16 protein-coding genes and 2 pseudogenes are annotated in these 19,813 nt (G+C 68.8%); 8 read left to right on the top strand and 10 right to left on the bottom strand.

The features are described from left to right. Nucleotides 1-25 precede the first annotated feature (25 nt). Nucleotides 26-1,231 (top strand): peptidoglycan DD-metalloendopeptidase family protein, encoded by a 1,206-nt coding sequence (locus tag ACE7GA_RS27360; RefSeq protein WP_376100762.1) that lies wholly within the window; start codon nt 26-28, stop codon nt 1,229-1,231. Nucleotides 1,232-1,247: 16 nt separating this feature from the next. Here the strand turns inward: ACE7GA_RS27360 and ACE7GA_RS27355 are convergent, their stop codons facing one another. From ACE7GA_RS27355 to ACE7GA_RS27345, 3 genes and pseudogenes are all read right to left on the bottom strand, one after another. Then, complete coding sequence (locus tag ACE7GA_RS27355) at nt 1,248-1,739, bottom strand: invasion associated locus B family protein (protein ID WP_376100760.1); 492 nt, start codon at nt 1,737-1,739, stop codon at nt 1,248-1,250. Nucleotides 1,740-1,823: 84 nt separating this feature from the next. Then, nucleotides 1,824-2,922, bottom strand: a pseudogene (locus tag ACE7GA_RS27350) (IS3 family transposase). A 210-nt stretch (nt 2,923-3,132) separates the two neighbouring features. Then, a complete protein-coding gene (locus ACE7GA_RS27345; RefSeq protein ID WP_376100758.1) occupies nt 3,133-4,089 on the bottom strand; it encodes an aldo/keto reductase in 957 nt (318 codons plus the stop codon). Nucleotides 4,090-4,371: 282 nt separating this feature from the next. Between ACE7GA_RS27345 and ACE7GA_RS27340 the strand changes: the two genes are divergently transcribed. After that, nucleotides 4,372-4,848 carry an Hcp family type VI secretion system effector gene (locus tag ACE7GA_RS27340; protein WP_376100756.1) on the top strand — a complete coding sequence of 159 codons (477 nt, stop codon included), beginning with the start codon at nt 4,372-4,374 and terminating at the stop codon, nt 4,846-4,848. A gap of 135 nt (nt 4,849-4,983) precedes the next feature. On the opposite strand, the gene ACE7GA_RS27335 is transcribed toward ACE7GA_RS27340, so the two are convergent. The 3 genes and pseudogenes from ACE7GA_RS27335 to ACE7GA_RS27325 form a co-directional block, all read right to left on the bottom strand. Further along, entirely contained in the window at nt 4,984-5,331 is a 348-nt protein-coding gene (locus ACE7GA_RS27335) for a hypothetical protein (protein ID WP_376100754.1), read from the bottom strand. Next, nucleotides 5,328-5,720, bottom strand: a pseudogene (locus tag ACE7GA_RS27330) (DNA methyltransferase); the annotation flags it as partial. The gene ACE7GA_RS27335 and the pseudogene ACE7GA_RS27330, both read right to left, overlap by 4 nt. 253 nt (nt 5,721-5,973) lie before the next feature. Next, a complete protein-coding gene (locus tag ACE7GA_RS27325) occupies nt 5,974-6,915 on the bottom strand; it encodes a hypothetical protein (RefSeq protein WP_376100752.1) in 942 nt (313 codons plus the stop codon). A gap of 90 nt (nt 6,916-7,005) precedes the next feature. On the opposite strand from ACE7GA_RS27325, the gene ACE7GA_RS27320 reads away from it, so the two are divergent. Both ACE7GA_RS27320 and ACE7GA_RS27315 read left to right on the top strand, forming a co-directional pair. Beyond that, nucleotides 7,006-7,947, top strand: coding sequence for a polysaccharide deacetylase family protein (locus tag ACE7GA_RS27320; RefSeq protein ID WP_376100750.1), 942 nt, complete (start codon nt 7,006-7,008; stop codon nt 7,945-7,947). Then, nucleotides 7,944-9,521 carry an ABC transporter substrate-binding protein gene (locus ACE7GA_RS27315; RefSeq protein ID WP_376100748.1) on the top strand — a complete coding sequence of 526 codons (1,578 nt, stop codon included), beginning with the start codon at nt 7,944-7,946 and terminating at the stop codon, nt 9,519-9,521. Before ACE7GA_RS27320 ends, ACE7GA_RS27315 begins: the two co-directional genes overlap by 4 nt. A 484-nt stretch (nt 9,522-10,005) precedes the next feature. Here the strand turns inward: ACE7GA_RS27315 and ACE7GA_RS27310 are convergent, their stop codons facing one another. The 3 genes from ACE7GA_RS27310 to ACE7GA_RS27300 all read right to left on the bottom strand — a co-directional run bounded on the left by ACE7GA_RS27310 (nt 10,006) and on the right by ACE7GA_RS27300 (nt 13,038). After that, nucleotides 10,006-11,040: an IS110 family transposase gene (locus tag ACE7GA_RS27310; protein WP_376100746.1), complete on the bottom strand. Its 1,035-nt coding sequence runs from the start codon at nt 11,038-11,040 to the stop codon at nt 10,006-10,008. A gap of 91 nt (nt 11,041-11,131) precedes the next feature. Continuing rightward, entirely contained in the window at nt 11,132-11,956 is an 825-nt protein-coding gene (locus tag ACE7GA_RS27305) for an IS5 family transposase (protein ID WP_376100744.1), read from the bottom strand. A gap of 152 nt (nt 11,957-12,108) precedes the next feature. Next, nucleotides 12,109-13,038 carry a sensor histidine kinase gene (locus ACE7GA_RS27300; protein WP_376100742.1) on the bottom strand — a complete coding sequence of 310 codons (930 nt, stop codon included), beginning with the start codon at nt 13,036-13,038 and terminating at the stop codon, nt 12,109-12,111. 749 nt (nt 13,039-13,787) lie between these two features. On the opposite strand from ACE7GA_RS27300, the gene ACE7GA_RS27295 reads away from it, so the two are divergent. From ACE7GA_RS27295 to ACE7GA_RS27280, 4 genes are read left to right on the top strand one after another with little or no spacing between them, the layout of a single operon-like run. Further along, nucleotides 13,788-14,585: a sensor histidine kinase gene (locus tag ACE7GA_RS27295; RefSeq protein WP_376100740.1), complete on the top strand. Its 798-nt coding sequence runs from the start codon at nt 13,788-13,790 to the stop codon at nt 14,583-14,585. Next, nucleotides 14,582-16,072 carry an RAD55 family ATPase gene (locus ACE7GA_RS27290; protein WP_376100738.1) on the top strand — a complete coding sequence of 497 codons (1,491 nt, stop codon included), beginning with the start codon at nt 14,582-14,584 and terminating at the stop codon, nt 16,070-16,072. The genes ACE7GA_RS27295 and ACE7GA_RS27290 overlap by 4 nt, the downstream gene beginning before the upstream one ends. A 2-nt stretch (nt 16,073-16,074) precedes the next feature. Further along, the gene (locus tag ACE7GA_RS27285; RefSeq protein WP_376100736.1) at nt 16,075-16,449 is read left to right on the top strand and encodes a response regulator; all 375 of its coding nucleotides are present in this window, start codon (nt 16,075-16,077) and stop codon (nt 16,447-16,449) included. A 45-nt stretch (nt 16,450-16,494) separates the two neighbouring features. Next, complete coding sequence (locus tag ACE7GA_RS27280; protein WP_376100734.1) at nt 16,495-17,631, top strand: sensor histidine kinase; 1,137 nt, start codon at nt 16,495-16,497, stop codon at nt 17,629-17,631. A gap of 250 nt (nt 17,632-17,881) precedes the next feature. Here the strand turns inward: ACE7GA_RS27280 and ACE7GA_RS27275 are convergent, their stop codons facing one another. Further along, the gene (locus ACE7GA_RS27275) at nt 17,882-19,723 is read right to left on the bottom strand and encodes an ABC transporter ATP-binding protein/permease (protein ID WP_376100732.1); all 1,842 of its coding nucleotides are present in this window, start codon (nt 19,721-19,723) and stop codon (nt 17,882-17,884) included. Nucleotides 19,724-19,813 lie beyond the last annotated feature (90 nt).

Below are 19,813 nucleotides of genomic sequence, written 5' to 3'. Positions count from 1 at the left end.
AACAATCTTGGGGACAGGAGACACGATGGCATCTAGGCGCTCCGTCGGACTGGCGGCGAGCATCCTTGCCCTGTTTGCGACGGCATCGCTCGACATCTCCGTAGCCAGAGGAGCAGCCGCCTCGACGACGGAGCGCGTCCTGGTCGTGCGACGGGGCGATACTCTCGCCGGCCTGCTGACGGGTGCGGGCCTCGACCGCTCGGAGGTGCAGGCGACGGTGACCGCGATCGAGCGGGTGCTCCCCTTGCGCTCGCTCCGCCCCGGCCAGGAGGTGACGATTGAGCTCCATCCGTCACGCGAAGACGAGCTCATCGGCGTGGAAATCGAGCCGGCTCCGGGACGAACGGTCCGGGCACGCCTCGAAGAGGATGGCTGGCACGTCGAGGACCTCTCCTCCGATCAGCACCGCATGTTGGCCATGGCTGCCGGCGAGGTCGAGGGCGGCCTCTTCCCGTCGATGGTCGCAGCTGGCCTCCCTCCAGGATTGGCCATGTCCCTCATCGGAACCCTCGGCCATGCGGTCGACTTCGGGCGTGACCTCCAGCCCGGGGACCGCTTCTCCGCCCTCTTCGAGCGGCTCCGGGACAATGACGGCGAGCTGATCGGGCACGGTCATGTGCTACAGGTGGAACTCATCCTCTCCGGCCGGCGACTGACCCTCTGGCGCTACGATGCGAGTGACGGATCGACCGACTGGGTCGATGCCGAGGGCAGGAGCGTGCGCGGCTCCTTCCTGCGCACGCCGCTCGACGGGGCGCGTGTCACGTCCGGGTTCGGCTTGCGGCGCCATCCGGTATTGGCCTCATCTCGACCGCATGACGGCATCGACTTCGGCGCCTCAACGGGCACCCCGGTCTACGCGGCTGCGGACGGCAGGGTCATCTCCGCCCGGCGCGAGAATGGGTATGGCCGCACGGTCCGCCTCCGCCATCGCGGGGGATCGGAAACCCGCTATGCCCACCTCTCGCGTTTCGCGCAGGGCCTTGCCCCGGGACGCGCCGTGAAGCAGGGCGACACGATCGGCAATGTCGGGTCCGACGGACTGTCGACCGGGCCACACCTGCACTACGAGGTGCTGGTCGCCGGCAAGCCGGTTGACCCCAGCACGCACGTGTCGGCCCAGGCCCGGCTCTCCGAGCGTCAGCTGGCGGAGTTCCAGGCGGCACGTCTCGCCCTTGCTGAACAGGCCGCGACGCTACGTCCGTACACCGAAGTCGCGATGATCGAGTAGGTCCGGTGCAGATCGCTCACCCGCCGCGCCGCGGGGCCGCGCGAGGACATTCACGGCTGATGGCGTTGTAGGCTGCGGAGAAGCCGGAGAGCGAGAAGGTGCGGCTGACGGTGCCGCGGCGGTTGGCGGTCGGGATCCTCGCCACCACGGTCTGCCCGTTGCGGAATGCGGCGACGGCAGCACGGCCATCCCGGGCGAAGGCGTTCCCACCGATCGCGTAGAAGCGGAGGTTGGCATCTCCCGCCGTGACGTTCACCTCGGCGCTGCGACGGAAGGTGCGACCAAGCCGGAGCACCATTTCGTTGCGCCCCTCGGGGCGATGCACGATGGTGAGCATGCCGTTCCGCCGGGTGCGGCCTACGACCGGCGTGAACGCGTAGCAGACTTTGCCTGTGGCCTCCTGGTGGGTGGCGGCGGTCCAAGAGCCGAAGCGGCCCACGAGCTGCTGAGCAACGGCCGACGTCGCTACTACCAGGAGGGCCGCAATGAAGATGGAGAGGCGTGCCATAGCGGGTCGGTATCTCCTCGCGCGCGCAAGTCTGACTGAACCTATCCCCGGAACTGGTCCGGCCCATGGGAGAGCCTTCCGGCTTCATCGGCCGCCTCCGGAGGCGACCTGTAGGGCGAACTCCTGGGGCGTCAGGTGCCCCAGGGCACTGTGAGGTCGGGACGCATTGTAGTCCCGTCTCCAGGCTTCGATCTTGCTCCTGGCATCTTCCAGCGACAAGAACCAATGCGTGTCGAGGCACTCGTCCCGGAGGCGTCCGTTGAAGGAGTCCACGAAGGCGTTGTCGGTCGGCTTGCCAGGCCGCGAGAAGTCGAGTGTCACGCGGCGCTCGTAGGCCCAACGGTCCAGGACCTTCGAGATAAACTCCGGCCGTTGTCGACACGGATGAGGCGAGGTGGTCCACGCAACGCCGCGACGCGTTCGACGGCCTGCGCCACATGCTCACCGCGGATGCCGCTGTCGACCACGATCGCCAGTGCCTCGCCCATGTAGTTGTCGACGAGGGTCAGGGCCCGGATCCGCCGACCATCGAACAGCGCGTCAGAGACGAAGTCCATCGACCAGTGCTCGTTCGGTTGGCCTGCAACCTCGCGCTCCGTACGGCGCGCCGCGGTCACGTGCCGCCTCGGCCGCTTGTGACGCAAGCTCAGGCCGTCAAGGCGATACAGCCGGTACACCCGCTTCCGGTTCACCTGCCATCCTTCCCGCCTGAGGAGGATGTGGATCCGCGGATAGCCGTAGCGGACCCGTACCGCCGCAATCTCCCGGATGCGCAGCCGCAGCGGCATCTGCTCGTCACGGCGCGTACGATACCGGTGCGACGACCGATGGAACCGCAGCGCCAGACAGCCTCGTCGCTCGCTCACGCCGGACGCGTCCTGGACATGCCGGACGAACTCGCGTCGGCGACGAGGCCCTACACCCACTTTGCCAGCACATCCTGCAGCATCGCCTTGTCCAAGCTCAGGTCGGCCACGAGCCTCTTGAGTTTCGTGTTCTCCTCCTGCAGCTGACGAAGCTGCCGCAGCTCAGACGGCCCTAGGCCCCCATACTTCTGCTTCCACCGGAAGAACGTCGCTTCCGACACGCCCATCTTGCGGCAGACCTCGGCGACCGACGTGCCCAGTTCCGCCCGCTTTAGCGCGAACGCGATCTGCTCCTCCCTGTAACGGCTCTTCCGCATCGGCAGGCCTCCTCCTGGGTCAGGGATCCTGCCGGAAAACTCTCGGAATGAGCGGGCCAGTTCTCGGGTTTAGGGTCATCGGGTCCGCCGCGGGCTGACAGCGCTCCAGCAGCACGGGGTGCCCCATGCGCGCGATCTTCATGACGGCCATGACGAGGGACTATACGGCCCGAAGCGGTCGCGGCCCGTCCCGGTCGGGTCTGCGAACGCCTACGCCGCGGCCAGCTCCGCGCCGCAGATCCGGTCGACCTCCGCCAGGTCGTCGGCGGTGAGGGACCACCCACCGGCCGCCACGTTCGCCGCGACCTGCTCTGGCTTCGTCGCGCCCGCGATGACGCTCGAGACCGGCGGACGGGCGAGCAGCCAGGAGAAGGCGAGCTCGAGCAGTGTGTGCCCGCGTGCCTCGGCGAAGTCGGCGAGCCGCTCGGCAACCGTCCAGTTCCGATCGGTGAGGTAGCGTTCGGCCAGACGCTGCGTCTTCGTCAGCCGCGCATCGGACGGCATCGTCGTGTTGCGCTTGTATTTGCCGGTTAGCAGCCCGCTCGCGAGGGGGAAGTAGGGTAGGAGCCCCAAGCCATAAGCCCGCATCGCCGGCATCAGTTCCGCCTCGTGCTTCCGAACGAGCAGCGAGACCTCGTCCTGGCAGGAGATGAAACCCGCGAGGCCGAGATCCCGCGCCGTCCAGGTGGCCTCGACCACCTGCCAGGCCGGTAGGTTGCTGCAGCCGGCGTAGCGGATCTTGCCGGCCCGCGTGAGGTCCTCCAGCGCGCGCAGCGTCTCGTAGATCGGGGTGAGCGGGTCAGGGCGGTGAAGCTGGTACAGGTCGATCCAGTCGGTGCGTAGCCGCCGCAGGCTCGCCTCGACGGCGGCGATGACGTAGCGCCGGCTACCGCCTTTGAGCGTCTCCGCTGCGTCCATCGGCATGCCGAACTTCGTGGCAAGCACGATGTCCCTGCGGCGCGGGCCGAGGATCTCGCCGAGAGCGTTTTCGGAGCCACCGCGCTCGCCATAGACGTCGGCCGTGTCGTAGAGGGTGATGCCCGCATCGAGGGCCGCGTGGACCACGGCCCGGCTTGCCTCTAGGTCGATTCGCCCGCCGAAGTTGTTGCAGCCCAGACCGACCGCCGAGACGCGAAGGCCAGAGCAGCCGAGGTTGCGGATGTCCAAGGTCGTTCCTCCGAGTGTGGCATGACCTTGGACCAGTCCGCGCTGCCTGTCTCCCCGGCCGACGGTCGCCACCCGCCCGCTGAACCTGCCTGTTCACCACCGAGCAACGGTCGTTGGTCGATGGTGAACAGGGTCACGGCGAGAGGGTGCCGGCTTCAGGTTAGTGCTGGCCTGAGCTGTGCACCATGACACGCGTGACACGAAGCGGCACACGACGACACAGCCCCAAGGCGCGGGCCGGGTATATCGCCCTCAGACACACCAGTCCGAAGGGATCAGACCATGGCGATTTTCTTCAAGTACGAAGGCCTCAACGGCGAGGTCACGGCAGTGGGCTACGAGAAGTGGGTCGAGGCCGGCAGCCTTCAGTTCGGCGTCGGCCGCGGCGTCTCCATCGGCTCCGGCGGCGGCTCCAAGCGCGAGGCTTCCGCCCCGTCGCTCTCCGAGTTCGTCATCACGAAGTCGATGGACAGCTTCGACCAGCTCATGCTGAAGGAAGCGATCGGCGGCGAGGCGAAGAAGGTCGAGATCCACATCACGCAGACCGATGGCAAGGGCAAGCACGTCGCCTTCCAGAAGTACAAGCTGGAACGCGTGCTGATCTCCTCCTACTCGCTCTCGAGCCACGGCGCGCGGCCGGACATCTCCGCGTCCTTCTCCTACGCGGCGATCGACAGCGAGTACCTGAACATCGACGACAAGTTCAAGTCGACGACGACCGGTCACGTCACCTACGACATCTCGAAGGCTGACGTCTGACGCCTGGTGAGCATCTGCGCGAGCACGGCCGGAAGGCCGTGCTCATTGTTGATCAATCTGCCCGGCCTTCGATGATCTGGCGCTAGCTGCGGACGGCCTCGTGCGGGTCGTCTGGGAGGAGGGGCGCGAGGGTCGTCAGGCGTTGACCGATGCGGCGCCGCAGTTCGGCACCATCGACGGAGCCGGCGACCTCCCCCCTTCTGTGGGGACCTGCTTTTCCCGCCAGCCCGCGCGTGCCTTCATCCAGAAAATCGCGGCCGCCACGGAGCCGCCCTCGGTGGCCATCCGGAACAGGCTCTGTCCGACCTTCGCCGTGGCCTCGATCGAGCCGCGTTTCAGCTCGTGCCCGAAGTGCTTCCGCAGCGTCTTGGGCGAGACCTTGGGGAGCGTCGCGATGTCGTCCTGGGACACGCCGTAGCCCGACATGGCGCGAACCGTCCGGCGCTGCTCCTCCGTCGGCTCGAAGGCTACCTCCTGGCTCACGCCGGCGCGTCCGCCGGTCGCGGGGCGCCTGTCACCCGCTCGGCCGCGACCTCGGCGTAGGTCGCCCCCGTCGCCTCGAGCCGGGCGGTGCCGCCTGCGAAGGCCGCCCAGCGCAGGAGGGCGACGTCGACGTAGGCAGACGACAGCTCGACGGCATGGCAGGCCCGTCCGGAGGCCTTGGCCGCAATGATCGTCGTGCCTGACCCCGAGAACGGCTCGTAGATCGCCTGACCCGGGGAGGAGTTGTTCTCGATCGGCCGGCGCATGCACTCCACGGGCTTCTGGGTGCCGTGGACCGTCGCGCTGTCCTCCGCGCCGGCGCGGGTCGGGATGGACCAGAGCGTCGTCTGCTTCCGATCGCCCGACCAGTGCCCCTTGGCGCCGTCGCGCTCAGGGGCCGACCCCTGGCAGAAAGGCGCAAAGCCCTCCGCGCCAAGTTGCTGGCGCTATCGGCTGCAACGCGGGTACGTCCGCTTCTCCGCTGTCGCAGCTCCAGAGCGGCCATGCCGCTCCCGACCAAACTCGATCGTGCTGTTCAGCGCCTCGGACCCGCCGAGGCTGGGGCTAGCGCTTCGCCCGGGTCTGATGCCGAGGCGGCCGGACGGGCTGATCCCAGTAACGGCAGCGATCGGCGCGGGTGCCTCAGACCGGTTGCCGTGCCAGCTCCTCCAGGGCGTTAAGCGTGGCGTCCCGGTCCGCCAACCCGTCCACCGCCCCTGACCGGCAGCGCGCGAGGTCCTCGGCGAAGCTCGCGACCACCGGGGGCGCCGCCGTCGCGAAGCCCGTCAGCGCGCCCGGCGACAGGCGCGTCGTCCCCGGTGAGGGCCAGCCCTCGAAGCCTACAGCAGGGGCGCCATCGCCGGAGCGCTCCGCGAGCGTGTACTGGAAGGTCGGCGCCGTCGGGATCAGCCGCACCGAGAAGCCAGGCGACCGCCGCATGAGGTCGGCGAGCGCGGCTACGTGCGCCCGTCGCCAGCGCCGCTCGACCCTCGGCCCGGGCGCGCCCGCATACTCCGTCAGGTGCGCGTGGCTCAGGACGTGCTCCACCCGGCAGCCCGCGGCGAGCGCGGCCTCAAGCCGCTCCCGCCGGAACGCCCCGATGGCCTCGACGAGGGCCGGGTAGAGCGGGTGCGCCGCGAGGACGTGGCGGTCGAAGTAGGTCCGGTAGCCCGACGGCCGCAGTGCACCCGTGGGCCGCTGGTTCACGATCGTCACCCGCGACGCGCCGGGCCCGACGAGCGAGGTGACGACGAGCTCGTAAAGCAGGTTGTGGCAGGCGTGGAGCGCCGTGGACAGCCGCAGCCGATCCGCGAGGCCCAGGAAGGCAGGGATGTCGCCCTCGGCCAGCGCCGCGCGATCGAAACGGGCGAGGAGGGTGTCCAGCTCGTCTAGGCCGAGGTTCAGCGCGAGGCCGAGCGCGATGAGGTTGCCGCGCGGCACGTTGGCGATGACGTCGCGCTCGAGGTCGCGGATGTAGGTGTTCGTCAGCCCCGAGAGGGAGGAAACCTGGTTCCGCGGCGCGCCGCGCGCGGCGACGAGCACCTGGAGGTAGGCACCGCGGGAGGCCTCGGGACGGGTCAGCATGGGGGTGCAATAGAGGGTCGGAGAAATATCAAACAGGCTTGATATGCGCCCCGGTCCCCGTCACTCTGCCCCGCGTCTGGAGGGCATGGGTTGGACGAGCTCGGTTCCGCGACGGCGTATCCCCGCGACCCCCGCGGCTATGGCCGCTCCCCGCCCGACCCGCGCTGGCCTAGCGGAGCGAAGGTCGCGATCTCCTTCGTCCTGAACTACGAGGAAGGCGGCGAGCACACGCCGCTCAACGGCGACGACCGCAGCGAGGCCTACCTCCACGAGACCTCCGCCGGCGCGTCGCCGCGCATGGGCGAGCGCGCCGTCACCGTCGAATCGCAGTTCGACTACGGCGCCCGCGCCGGCGTCTGGCGCGTCCTGCGGCTCTTCGGGAAACGCGGCCTGCCGCTCACCGCCTACGCGGTCGGCCGCGCGCTCGAGCTGAACCCCGACGTCGGACGCGCCCTCGCCGAGGCAGGCCACGAGGTCGCGAGCCACGCGCAGCGCTGGATCGACTACCGCGCTATGCCGGAGGCGGAGGAGCGGGCGCACATCGCCGCCTCGGTCGCCGCCATCGCAGCGACGACGGGCGCGCCCCCTGTCGGCTGGTACACCGGGCGCGTGAGCGAGCGCACACGGCGCCTCGTCGTGGAGCACGGGGGCTTCCTCTACGACTCCGACTCCTACGCCGACGACCTGCCCTACTACGTGCGGGTGGCAGGACGGGCACACCTCGTCATCCCCTACGCGCTCGATTCGAACGACATGAAGTTCGCGATGCCGCCGGGCTTCGGCACGGGCGCCGACTTCGACGCCTACCTTCGCGACTCGCTCGACACCCTCCTTGCCGAGGGGCGGGCAGGTGCGCCGAAGATGCTCTCCGTCGGCCTGCACGCCCGGCTGTCCGGCCGCCCGGGGCGCGCCGCGGCGCTCGCGCGCTTCCTCGACCTCGTCGCGGACCACCCGGAGGTCTGGGTGGCCCGCCGCGCCGACATCGCCCGCCACTGGCTCGCCACCTACCCGCCCGAGGACGCCCCCGCATGACCGAGATCACTCGCCGCGCCGCGTTCGGCGCCGGACTGGCCCTAGCCGCGCCCCGCCTCGCCGGCGCGCAGGCCGCCCCGCGGGTGCTGCGCTTCGTGCCGCAGGCCGACCTCCGCGCGATCGACCCCGTCCAGACGAACGCCTACATCACCCGCAACTTCGGCTACCTCGTCTTCGACACACTCTTCGCCCTCGACGCGAACTACCGGCCGCAGCCGCAGATGGTCGAGCGCTGGACCGTCTCGGACGACCGGCTCACCTGGCGCTTCATCCTCCGCGAAGGGCTCTCCTGGCACGACGGCACACCCGTCGCCGCGGCGGATTGCGTTGCCTCGGTCACGCGCTGGGCCAAGCGCGACACGATCGGGCTGCGACTCATGGCGACCGCGCAGTCGCTCTCGCCCGACGACGCGCGGAGCTTCACCCTCCACCTGCGCGAGCCCTTCGCGCAGGTGCTCGCGGCCCTGGCGAAACCCTCCTCGCTCCCGCTCTTCATGATGCCCGAGCGCCTCGCCTCGCTCGACCCAGCGACCGCCATCCCCGAGGCGATCGGCTCCGGTCCCTACCGCATGATCCGGGACGAGTGGGATCCCGGCAACAAGGTCGTTTTCGCCCGCAACGCCGCCTACCGCTCCCGCCCCGAGCCCGCGAGCTTCTGCGCGGGCGGCAAGGCCGCGCATTTCGACCGGGTGGAATGGATCTCCATGCCCGACGCGGCGACCGCGACGGCGGCGCTGACCCGGGGCGAGGTGGACTGGTACGAGCTGCCGCCCTTCGACCTCCTGCCCTCCCTCGCGCGGGCGCGAAACGTCTCAGTGGCGCGGGTGGACCCGCTCGGCAGCCAGGCGCTCATGCGCTTCAACCAGCTCGTCCCGCCCTTCGACAAGCTCGCCGCACGCCACGCGATCGCGGCCGCCGTGTCGCAGGAGGACTACCTCACCGCCATCGCGGGAGACGCGCAGTACTGGCGGACCTGCAACTCGGTCTACGCCTGCGGCACGCCCCTCAGCAGTGAGGCGGGCACCGAGATCCTCCGAGCTCCCCGGAGCCTCGACCGCGCCCGCGCCCTGCTGCGGGAGTCGGGCTACGCGGGCGAGAAGGTGATCGTTCTCTCGGCCGGGGAGGTGCAGATGATGCAGTCCCAGGCCCTCGTCACGGCGGACCTCCTGAAGCGGCTCGGGATGAACGTCGAGCTGCAGGCGACCGACCAGGGCGCGTTCTTCTCGCGTCGCAACAACCGCGAGCTCGGTGCGCGGGGAAGCTGGCACGTCTTCCACACCTGGATCACGGCGCTCGACACGGTCAACCCCTCGGTCAACTTTGTCACCCGTGCAGATGGCGGCTATGCCGGCTGGAACGAGGATGCGGGGATCGAGCGGCTGCGCGCGGACTGGCTCGGGGCGCGGGACGAGGCCGAGGGCAAGCGCCTCGCGGACGAGGTGCAGCGCCGCACGCTCGAGCAGGTGAACTACATCCCGCTCGGCCAGTTCTATGTCCCCACGGCCTTCCGCAGCAACCTGACCGGGATCATCGAGGGACCACTCTTCCTGTTCTGGAACGTCCGGCGGGGATGAGGGAGGACGGGTCGTCCATCGAGGAGCGACATCAGCGGCGCGACGCTGACGGTCGTCGACCGATCGGCGCGGCGGGGAGGCGCGGTCGATCCGAAGGGCCGCGCCCTCCGGCGAACCGTTCGGAGCGGCGCCTTCTCGGCCTGACTCCCCTGGGTGAAGAGGGAAGCCGCATCCAACCGAACGCCTGACGTCGCGCGACGGCGAGGCCTCAGAGTCCTGTGTGGACGGCCCCTTGGACGCAAGGGCGATTTGACGTTCGGCGACGCGGTCGGGTGCGGTCATGTGTCCGGCCTGTCTGCGCGGCTCATGGCCGCTGGCCCTGATGCAATCCGCGGCCTGGCTCCCAATCAGTTTCGCGCGCTCTGAGGCGCGAGACTCTAAACGGGTTCTGCTTGGCCCCGGCTTCGACCGGTACGCCATCATGCCACCATCGCCCTCACGCACCCGCCGGCCGCGGCGACCTCCGGCGGGGAACCATCCACGCCTATGCGCCTGCAGGCTGTGGAGCTGCGAGTTGCGGGCGATAGCTCTCACCGCGCGCCAGCAGTGCCCAGACGATCCGTGCCGTCTTGTTCGCCTGCGCGACGGCCGCGACCATCGTTGGTCGGCGCCCAATGAGGTCAGCAAGCCAACCCTCCCGCACTTTGATGCGGGTATGGCGGATCACCGCGGTCGCCCCGAGCACCAGGAGGCGCCGCAGGTAGCGGTCACCGGCCTTGGAGATGCCGCCCTGTCGTGGCTTGCCGCCGGTGCTGTTCTGCTTCGGCACGAGCCCGATCCAGGCCGCGAAATGCCGCGCCGAGGCGAAGTTCGACACGTCGCCCACAGTGGCGACGATCGCCGACGCCGTGATCGGGCCGATGCCGGGCACCGCGGCAAGTCGCCGACTGGCCTCGTTCTCCATGTGCCAGGCGAGGATCGCCGCCTCGATCTCCTCGACCCGCTTGCCGAGCGCCTCCAGCTCCGCGGCCAAGCCTCGCAGCGCCTGCCGCGCCAGCGGCGGCAGCGTGGCCTCATCCTCGCCGAGCAGAACCGCCAGCAGGTCCGCGACGCGGCTCATCCCTTGCGGCGCCACGATGCCGAACTCGGCCAGGTGCCCGCGCAGCGCGTTCACAAGCGCCGTGCGCTGGCGAACCAGCAGATCCCGCGTCCGATGCAGCATCAACACAGCCTGCTGCTCCGCCGTCTTCACCGGCACAAAGCGCATCGTCGGCCGGGTCACCGCCTCGCAGATCGCCTCGGCGTCGGCCGCGTCGGTCTTGCCGCGCTTGACGTAGGGCTTCACGTAGGCCGCCGGGATCAACCGCACTTCGTGGCCAAGTTCACGGATCTCGCGTGCCCAGTGGTGCGCCGTGCCGCAGGCCTCGATACCAATGAGGCAAGGCGGCAGAGCACGAAAGAAGTCCAGCACCTCGGCACGCCCAAGCCGACGCCGCACCACCGCGCGACCCGCAGCATCAACTCCGTGCGCCTGGAACACGCGCTTGGCGATGTCCAGACCGATCGTAGTAATCTCCATGGCGGACGGCTCCTCTGCTCGCAGACCTCGCCAGCCGCGAGCCTGGCACATCGATGCCGCTCAGGGGCCGTCCACCGCATCAGTTTGAGAATCATCGATGGGCGACGCGGCGCAGTAGCAGGGCGCCCATGGCGACGTGGATCATGGCTTCGGATACGTCGAGGCGCTTCTCGTAGTCGCGGACGAGGCGGCGCCAGCGGACCATCCACCCGAAGGTGCGCTCCACGACCCATCGGCGAGGGATGACCTCGAAACCCTTTGCCGTGTCGGACCGACGCACGATCTCGACGACGAAGTCGAGGAACGCGGCCTTGTCCATGAGTTTGGTGCGGTCGTAGCCCGCGTCGGCGAACAGGTGCTTCAGCCAAGGCCAGCGCTTGCGGATGGCGCCGAGGATCGTCTGCGCGCCCGCGCTGTCCGACACGTCGGCGGGCGTGAGGTTCACCATCAGCAGCCGCCCGTCGGTGTCCACCGCGACGTGGCGCTTGCGCCCGATGATCCGCTTGCCCCCGTCGTAGCCGCGCACCTCGGCGAACGGCGCCTTCACCGTCTGGCTGTCGAGCACGCCGCCGGTCGGGCTGGCCTCCCGGCCCGCCGCCCCGCGGTCCAGCATCAGCGCCACGTCGTGGATCGTGCGAAAGAGCAGGCGCCGGACGAAACGCCGGAACCACCAATAGACCGTCTGCCATGGCCCGAAGTGCACCGGCAGCATCCGCCAGCCGCCCGCGCTGCGCGCCATGTAGCGGATCGCATTCAGCACCTCGCGTAGATCGACTTCGGGCTTCCTGCCGCGCCGCGATGGCTTCGGCAGCAGCGGCTCGATCCGCGTCCATTCCTCGTCCGTCAGGTCGGACAGGTAGCGCTTCGTCTTTCGGCCAAGTTCGGCCATCCGGCCTCGCGTCTCTCGGGTCCACATCCCGAGCTTGAACCACCCTCGGCCGCGGTCGGGCCAAGCCTTTCTCAAACGGTCACTTAGGGCAAATCCAGCTCAGTCCTATGGCGCCACCCCGACTCAACACCCCGCTCTATGGCGTGACCTCGAGCGGCGCCGTCAGCCATTCTGACCGGTCAGGCGGCCAGAAGGTTCCGGCGCATTCGCAATGTGACGATAAGCCCCTCTGCCGACCAGTTGTAGTCGATGCTACCGCCGAGTTGGCGCTCCATGCTGCGCCGGATGAGTTCGCTGCCGTAGCCGGCTGGAGCGGAGGGTTCGACCACGGGCGGGCCGCCCCGTTCGGTCCAGACGAGCACGACATACTCGCCCGGGGCTGCGCACCCTAAGTCGAGAGTGCCGCATTCCACCGAAAGCGCGCCGTACTTCAGGGAGTTCGTGGCCAACTCGTGCACCACAAGGGCGAGCGTCGTGGCCGCCGCCTCGCCGATATCCATCCGCGGCACCGAGACACGGATGCGCCCCGAGGAGCGGTCGGTATCGTCATAGGCCTGTAGCAGCACCGCCAGCAGGTCGCCGAGCAGCGCCGCTTCCACCGGACGGCCGCCCCTCGGGCGAACGAGGTCATGGGCACGCCCGAGGGCTGTCAACCGCTTCGCGAGGTCACGTGCCATGTCCGCGGTGGTCGCCGCCGAGCGCGACGTGATCTGAGCCAGCTGCGAGGCGACCAGCAGCAGGTTCTTGACCCGGTGGCTCATCTCACCGGCGAGCAGTTGACTGGCTTCTTCCGCTTGTTTGCGCCCGGTCACGTCGAGGAAGATGCCGCGCATGACGTCGTGCCGGATATCCGCATCATTGCCTTGGCCTCGGGCCGAGACCCATTGGATGTCATCGCCTGACAAAATACGGAAGTCGATCTCGTAGGGGCCGATGATGGCCCGCGTCGCGGCAAATGCGGCCCGTACTCTGTCGAGGTCCTTCGGATGGATCTTCGCGGACAGGTCCTCGAAGGTCGCAACGCTCCCCTCCTCCAAGTCCCACAGGGCGTAGGCGCGCCTGTCCATGGCGATCTGGTCGGTTTCGACGTTCCACCACCACAGGCCCACGCCAGCGGCCTCGATGGCAGCCCGTAGGTGCTCCGGATTCCAATCCAGCAGCTGGCGTGATGGCGAGGCTGTCGGAATGTGTGCACTCCCATGCTGGCAGTGACGACGAGCGGGAAATCCTGTCCAGCTTGCCGGCTGTGTCGCAATCCAGCGTCTACGAGCCCGTTTCGCGACCCAAGTGTAACAGCCGAGCCGATGTCGGAGAAGGCCGACGGAGGCGGCGTAGAAGAAAGCTTGGGTGAAGCCGATGGTTAACCCGACATCGCGGGCGAAGTGCCTGTTACGGCTTCGTTCCAGACCGACGAGCGTTCTACCGTTATGCGAGGGCGGACACGACCAAAGCGGCCCGCCGGGTAGTCGGAGACGGCGCAGGACGGTTCACGAAGCGCGTTCGTCAGGACGGAAGACCCTTGTTCCACTTGCTCGCGAGGCCCTTCCAGACGAGCTTTGCGTCATCATAGCCTGGCGCTTTTCTTCGTTCGCAACAAAGCGGCCTGGTTGATGCTCGGCCCAAGGATCTGGTCGAGAGCAAGGGGGCCGATGACACCGCGTCACCGACCCGGGCAGACTACCGCCGCCCGTGATCATCCCACGTCCTATGGCGTGACCCCAAATCGTCTGAGCCGGCCGTTGCCGGGCTAAGCAGGACCGGGCTTCCCCGATGGCTCTCGCCCCAGCGCACCTCCGTTGTCGGGAGGAGGCTTTGCTGCCACCTTCGGCCAAATCGTCCAGGGAGCCCGCCCGCCAGGATGACTGAGCCGCCAAACGAACGCGTGCCGTTTCCATTGCTCGCTGAGCATCGCCTTGAGGAGCCAGGTCAACAGGTCGCCGCGCTCACCGCCGCGGTGGAAGCGCGGGACACCTTCATCCGGGTGACCGGTCACGAGCTTCGCAACTCACTGACCCCGATCCTCGGCCAGATCGACCTCATGCTGTCCCAGGTGAAGGCGGGGCGGTTGACGCCGGAGCAGGTCGCGCAGCGGCTGGAGCGCATCCAGCACGCCGCCCGTCGCTACATGCGACGCGCCGGGGTACTTCTGGACGTCGTCCGGATCAACACCGGCCGGCTCCGGATGGCACCTGAGCCTTATGACCTGGTCGGGTTGCTGCGCGAGGTCGCCGGCGAGTTCGAGGAGCCAGCCCGGCGCACCGACGTCACGATCACGCTGAACGTGCCCGACAGCCTGCAGGTGACCTGGGACCGCCCAGCAGTCGAGCAGATCGTGGACAACCTGCTCGCCAACGCGCTGAGGCACGGCGGGCGCACGCCGGTCGAGGTCTCCGCGAGCGTCGAGGGCGAGCACGTGTGCATCCGGATCCGCGACCACGGGCCGGGGATCATCGCGGGCGACAGGGACCGGGTGTTCGGTGCTTTCGAGCGCACGTTGGGGGCAGGAGAGCGGCGCAGCGGCTTCGGCGTCGGGCTGTGGCTGGTCCGCCAGCTCTCGGAGGCGATGGGCGGTACGGTCGAGATAGGGGACGCCCCGGGCGGGGGCGCGCTGTTCACCATCACCCTGCCCCTGCACGCGCGCGGAGCGTACCCGTGAGCGGTACAATCATCCGGCGGGTACCAACGGGCATCGCCGGCCTCGACACCATCCTCGGCGGCGGCTTCCTCAAGGGTGGGCTCTATATCGTGCAGGGCCAGCCCGGCACCGGGAAGACGACGCTGGCGAACCAGATCTGCTTCCACCACGCGGCGGGGGGCGGGGGGCGGGCGCTCTACGTCACCCTGCTGGCAGAATACCACGGCCGGATGATGCTGCACCTCGGCGGCATGTCATTCTTCGACGTCTCGAAGATCCCTGACCAGGTCGCCTACCTGAACGGCTTCGGCACGCTGCGCGAAGGGGGCTACCCGGCGCTGCGCGACCTGCTACGCCGGGAGGTAACGCGGCATGGCGCGACCATCCTTATCCTCGACGGCTTCGCGACCGCGCAGCGCCAGGGTGCCGGGGAGCAGGACTTCAACGAGTTCGTCCACGAGCTGCAGGCGGTCGCCATCGCGACGGGCTGCACCATGTTCCTCCTCTCCAGCGCGGAACGCGTGAAGGAGACGCCCGAGTACACCATCGTCGACGGCATTGTGGAGCTGAGCGACCAGCTGATCGGCTGGGCGTCTGAGAGTACGCTGAAGGTGGTCAAGCTCCGGGGCACGGACTACCTGCGCGGCCGGCACGCATTCCGGATCACTGCCGGTGGGCTCGTGGTTTATCCGCGGATCGAGGCGCTGCTCGCAGGACCGTCGCGCCCGGACCCCGGCGCGGTCGGCACGGTGCCGAGCGGCGTGCGCGGTCTCGACGCCATGCTCGGCGGCGGGCTGCCCGGCGCTTCCACCACCATGGTCGTCGGTCCGTCCGGCGTGGGCAAAACCACGCTCGGGATGCAGTTCCTGTCGCTTTGCGACGAGGACGAACCCGGCCTGCTGTTCGGCTTCTACGAAACGCAAGCCCGCCTCCGTGCCAGGGCGAACGAGGTCTGCCCGCCGCTGAACGCCCTGCTCGACAGCGGGGTGGTGGAGGTGCTCTGGCAGCCGGCGACCGAGGGCCTGCTCGATGCCTACGGTGACCGGCTGCTGAACGCCGTCCACCGCCGGGGCGTGCGCCGCCTCTTCATCGACGGGTTAAGTGCGCTGCAGAGTGCGGCGATCGAGGCCAACCGCTTCAGCCAATACCTGACCGCCCTGATGAACGAGTTGCGCGTGCGAGGGGTCACGACGGTCTATACGGCCGTGGCCCCGGCCCTGCTGGAAGCATCCATCCATGCGCCCGGCGGCGATCTGACCATCCTGCCCGACAACCTCGTCGTGATGCGGTACGTCCAGCAGCGCTCCCGCCTGCACCGCGTGATGTCGCTCGTGAAGGTGCGAAGCCACGACTTCGATCCCATGCTGTACGAGTACGTCACCACCGGCGAGGGCCTGCGGATCGAGGGGCCGTTCGACGGTGCGGCAGCAGCGATGGCTAGGCAGCTCCGCGCTGAACACTCCGCCGCGGTGCGGGAGCCTGGGCCGTCCGAGCGCGGCAGGGGCTGACCATGGCGACGGTCCTCGTGGTCGAAGACGAGTTCGGGATCGTGGAACTGTTCGACGCGGTGCTCTCGGACGAGGGGCACCGCGTGCGGACGGCGATGAACGGCCAGCAAGGAATGAGGATGCTAGCCGAGGAGCGGCCGGACGTGATGTTCCTCGACTACATGATGCCGGTGATGGACGGCGCGGCGACCTTGCGTGCCATGGCGGCCGACCCTGGGCTGCGTAGTGTCGCCGTCGTAATGATGAGTTCGATGCCCGAGGCGACGGTTGCCGAGCGGTGCTCGGGCTATGCCGCATTCCTGGCCAAGCCGTTCGACGTCACGAGGATCATCGCCCTGGTCGAGCAGCTGTCCCTCGGGGACGCGATACAAACCTGATTCCAGGTTGCGCCGGAAAACCGATTATGGGAAGTCGCTGTTCACATGAACGAGATCGCCGGCGTCCTCTCGCCTGAAATCCAGCAGACGATATCCGAGAACCGGATCGACGCCGTTCGGGCCCTCGGCGGCGTCTTTGTGGACGCCGTGCGCGTGATGCGCGTGCCCATGCTGGTCACCGACCCGGCGGTTCCGGGCAACCCGGTGGTCTTCGCCAACCCCGCCTTCCTGGCCATGGCCGGCTACGACATGGACGAGGTGATCGGGCGCGAGCCGCACTTCATGGACGGGCCGCGGACGGACCCGGCCTCGGTCGCGCGGTTCGATGCTGCCATCCAGAGCGGACGCGACGAGGTGCTGGACCTGCTGCAGTACCGGCGGGACGGCAGCACGCTGACGGCCTCGGTCTTCGTGAGCCCGCTGCGGAATGAGGACGGCGTGGTAACGCACCACTTCCTATCCTTCCTGGATGTGACGCAGCGCGTTGAGGCGGAGACTGATCTGCGCGCCCTCTCGGCGACGCTGGAGCGGCGGGTCGAAGAGCGCACGGCCGAGCTGGAAGCGGCCAACGCGCGGCTGACCGAGTTGCTGGACGAACGCAGGGTGCTGCTGGACGAGGTCAACCACCGGGCGAAGAACAGCCTCATGGTCGCGTCCTCCCTCCTCTCGGTGCAGGCGCGGCGGGACGGGAACGAGGCGTTGCAGGTCGCCCTGGAGGAGGCGCAGTCCCGGCTGCACGCGATGGCCCGCGTCCACGACCTGCTGAGCCTCTCAGGCAATCCCCAGCAGGTCGCCCTGGCGGACTACCTCCGCGGCGTCTGTGCGTCGCTCGTACCGCCCGCGGAGCCGGTGCGCCTCCGCATCGCCGCGGACGTGGAGGATGGCATCCTGATCGTGGCGGACGTGGCGGTGGCCGTCGGGCTGATTGTGAACGAGCTGGTCACCAACGCGCTGAAGCACGCCTTTCCCGGCGAGGCCCGCGGGACGGTGCGGGTGCGCGCCGCGCGGTCCGGGGCGGGGCGCGTGGTGATGAGCGTGATCGATGACGGAGTGGGCATGGAGGTCGGGGCCAAGGGCAACCTCGGCTTCGGGATCGTGCGGTCCCTGGTGCGCCAGATCGGGGGCGAGATCGTGGTGGAAGGGGTCGGCGGGGTCTCGACGACCGTGACCTTCGCGGCCTGAGGCGGCTGGCCCGACGCCCCCGGGCCTCTTCCGACGCGGAGTGCGTCGAACCAGTCCTCGCCTTGCGTCTCCGAGACCATGGCGCCGCTGACATTCGCGCGCGTTGCCGGGAGATTCCTAGTTCAAGACGAACTGAACGAGGGCGAGGATGCCGACCAGTACGAGCATCAGGAGGACAAGCCCGAGGATGAACGTCCCGCCCGATACGCGCCGATCCCGCCGGTGAGGGGGAACGGCTGATGTCCTCCCCTCATCCATGCGTCGTGCTCGGCCCGTCATCCGGGTAGCCCTGGCGTAACCAGTCCACGACCTCCAGCGGCCGGCGGCGTGGAACGCGCGCCGCTTGCCGCCGGGCGGAGACCTCGTTCAGCAGCACCTCTCCTCCCTTCGAGCGGTCGAGCGTCAGGCGCCGGTCGAAGGTCGACGCTGATCCGGGATGCCGTCCAATGACGATCAGTGCGGCGTGCGGCAGCCGGGTCGCGATCAGATGCAGCAGCGCATCCGCGGAAGCCGGATCGAGCGCATCGGTGGCGTTGCCGAGCACCACCCACTCCGGCCGTAGCAGCAGCAGGCGCGCAAAGGCGAGCCGCTGCAGATCGGCACCGTTCAGGACGGCCGCCCAGTCTTCCGACACGTCCAGCCGGCCTGCTAGCCATGACAGCCCGACAGCGGAAAGCGCATCCACAATGGCGCGATCGCCCGGCCCACTTTCGATCGCCTGCAGCGCCAGCGCGCTCCGCAACGTTCCCTGCGGCAAGAAGAGCTGACGGCCGGTCGCGACCATGAGCGCGTCGGTGGGGAGGTCCACGCGGCCGTAGCCCCAAGGCCAGATGCCCGCGACGACCCGGAAGAACGCTGCCGCCGCGTCCGCGTCCCCGTCGACCAGAACATGCTCACCGGGCTCTACCCGCAAGGTCAGGTTATTCAGCAGCGCAGTGCCATCCGGCTCCGCTACCCAGAGGTCCGATACGCCAAGCCAGGGGCCGGACGCGCGTTCCATGTTGATGGCAGTGTCGCCGGCCCGCGCTGCCTCCAGGGCTACGACCTGCACGGCGTCCTCCAGCGCCAGCACCCGCTCGACGGACGCCCGCCACTCGGCGATGCGAGGCAGGTTGTCGACCGGCCAGGACAGCGCTGCCGTCACCTGCTGGAAGGCCTGCCCCGACTGCACCAAGCGCCCGAGCGTCAGCGCGCCTTCCAGGAACCGCGGTGTACCGACCAGGATCGGGAATACCCCGGCCAGGGCCACGTAGCCGGATGAGAATGCAACCAACCGCGCCAGCCCGACTGACTGATCCTTCCAGGCCAGCGCTATGGTCTCGAACGCCGTCGTCAGACGTCTGCGCTCGGCAGTTTCGGCCCGGGCCAGCGCGATCGGCTCCGCACTCTCCCGCGCGCGGACCAGGTCATAGCGGAAATTCGCCTCCCTCGTCTGGCGCATGTCGGTGGCCCGGACCAGTGGCCGGCCGAGTGTGAAGGCCATGGCGGCACCCACGCCAGCATACACGAAGGCCAACAAGACCAAGTGTCCCGGAACGGTTATGCCCGCCACATTGACCCAGCCGGACAGCGACCAGAGAATACCGACGAAGGTCACGAGCAGCAGCAAGCAGTAGAACAGCGAGCTGGCGAGGTCGATCGCAGCCTCCGTCACCACGCGAATGTCCTCGGCGATGCGACCGTCGGGGTTGGCGTGGTCGCCGGGGATCAGGCCGGCCTGGAAGTGCCGCGCGTCCTGCATCCAGCTTCCGACGACCCGTCCCGTCAGCCAGCGCCGCCAGTCCAGCTGCAGATGCCGCCGCACGACGAGGTGCCCCATGTTGACGACCATCGTACCGACCAGAATCAGAGCAAAGATGGCGATCTGCGCCAGAGTGTTCTCCGTCGAGCGCCGTTCCAGCGCGTCGAAGAGATCTGCGCTCCAGATGTTCAGCCGCAGGACCAGCCCGATCTGGCACATCCCCAGCAGCGCCAGCAGGCCTGTCAGCAGTCGTGGCCGCCAGCGACCGCTCCCGGTCCAGTAGGGTGTCGCGAGACGTGCGAAGTCTCGAAGGAACTGGCGGGAGCCGCTTTCGGGCACGAGGTCGCTCATGATGAATCAGGGCTTCGCTGGGCGGATTCTAAAGGCGGGCGGATCGGTGCGGCGGACGCCTGCTTGTCGGTGCGGCGTGACTGGAGTTGG

Source organism: Roseomonas sp. CCTCC AB2023176 (assembly GCF_042259275.1).
Taxonomy (GTDB): domain Bacteria; phylum Pseudomonadota; class Alphaproteobacteria; order Acetobacterales; family Acetobacteraceae; genus Roseomonas.
This window is presented reverse-complemented; position numbering and strand designations above follow the sequence as displayed.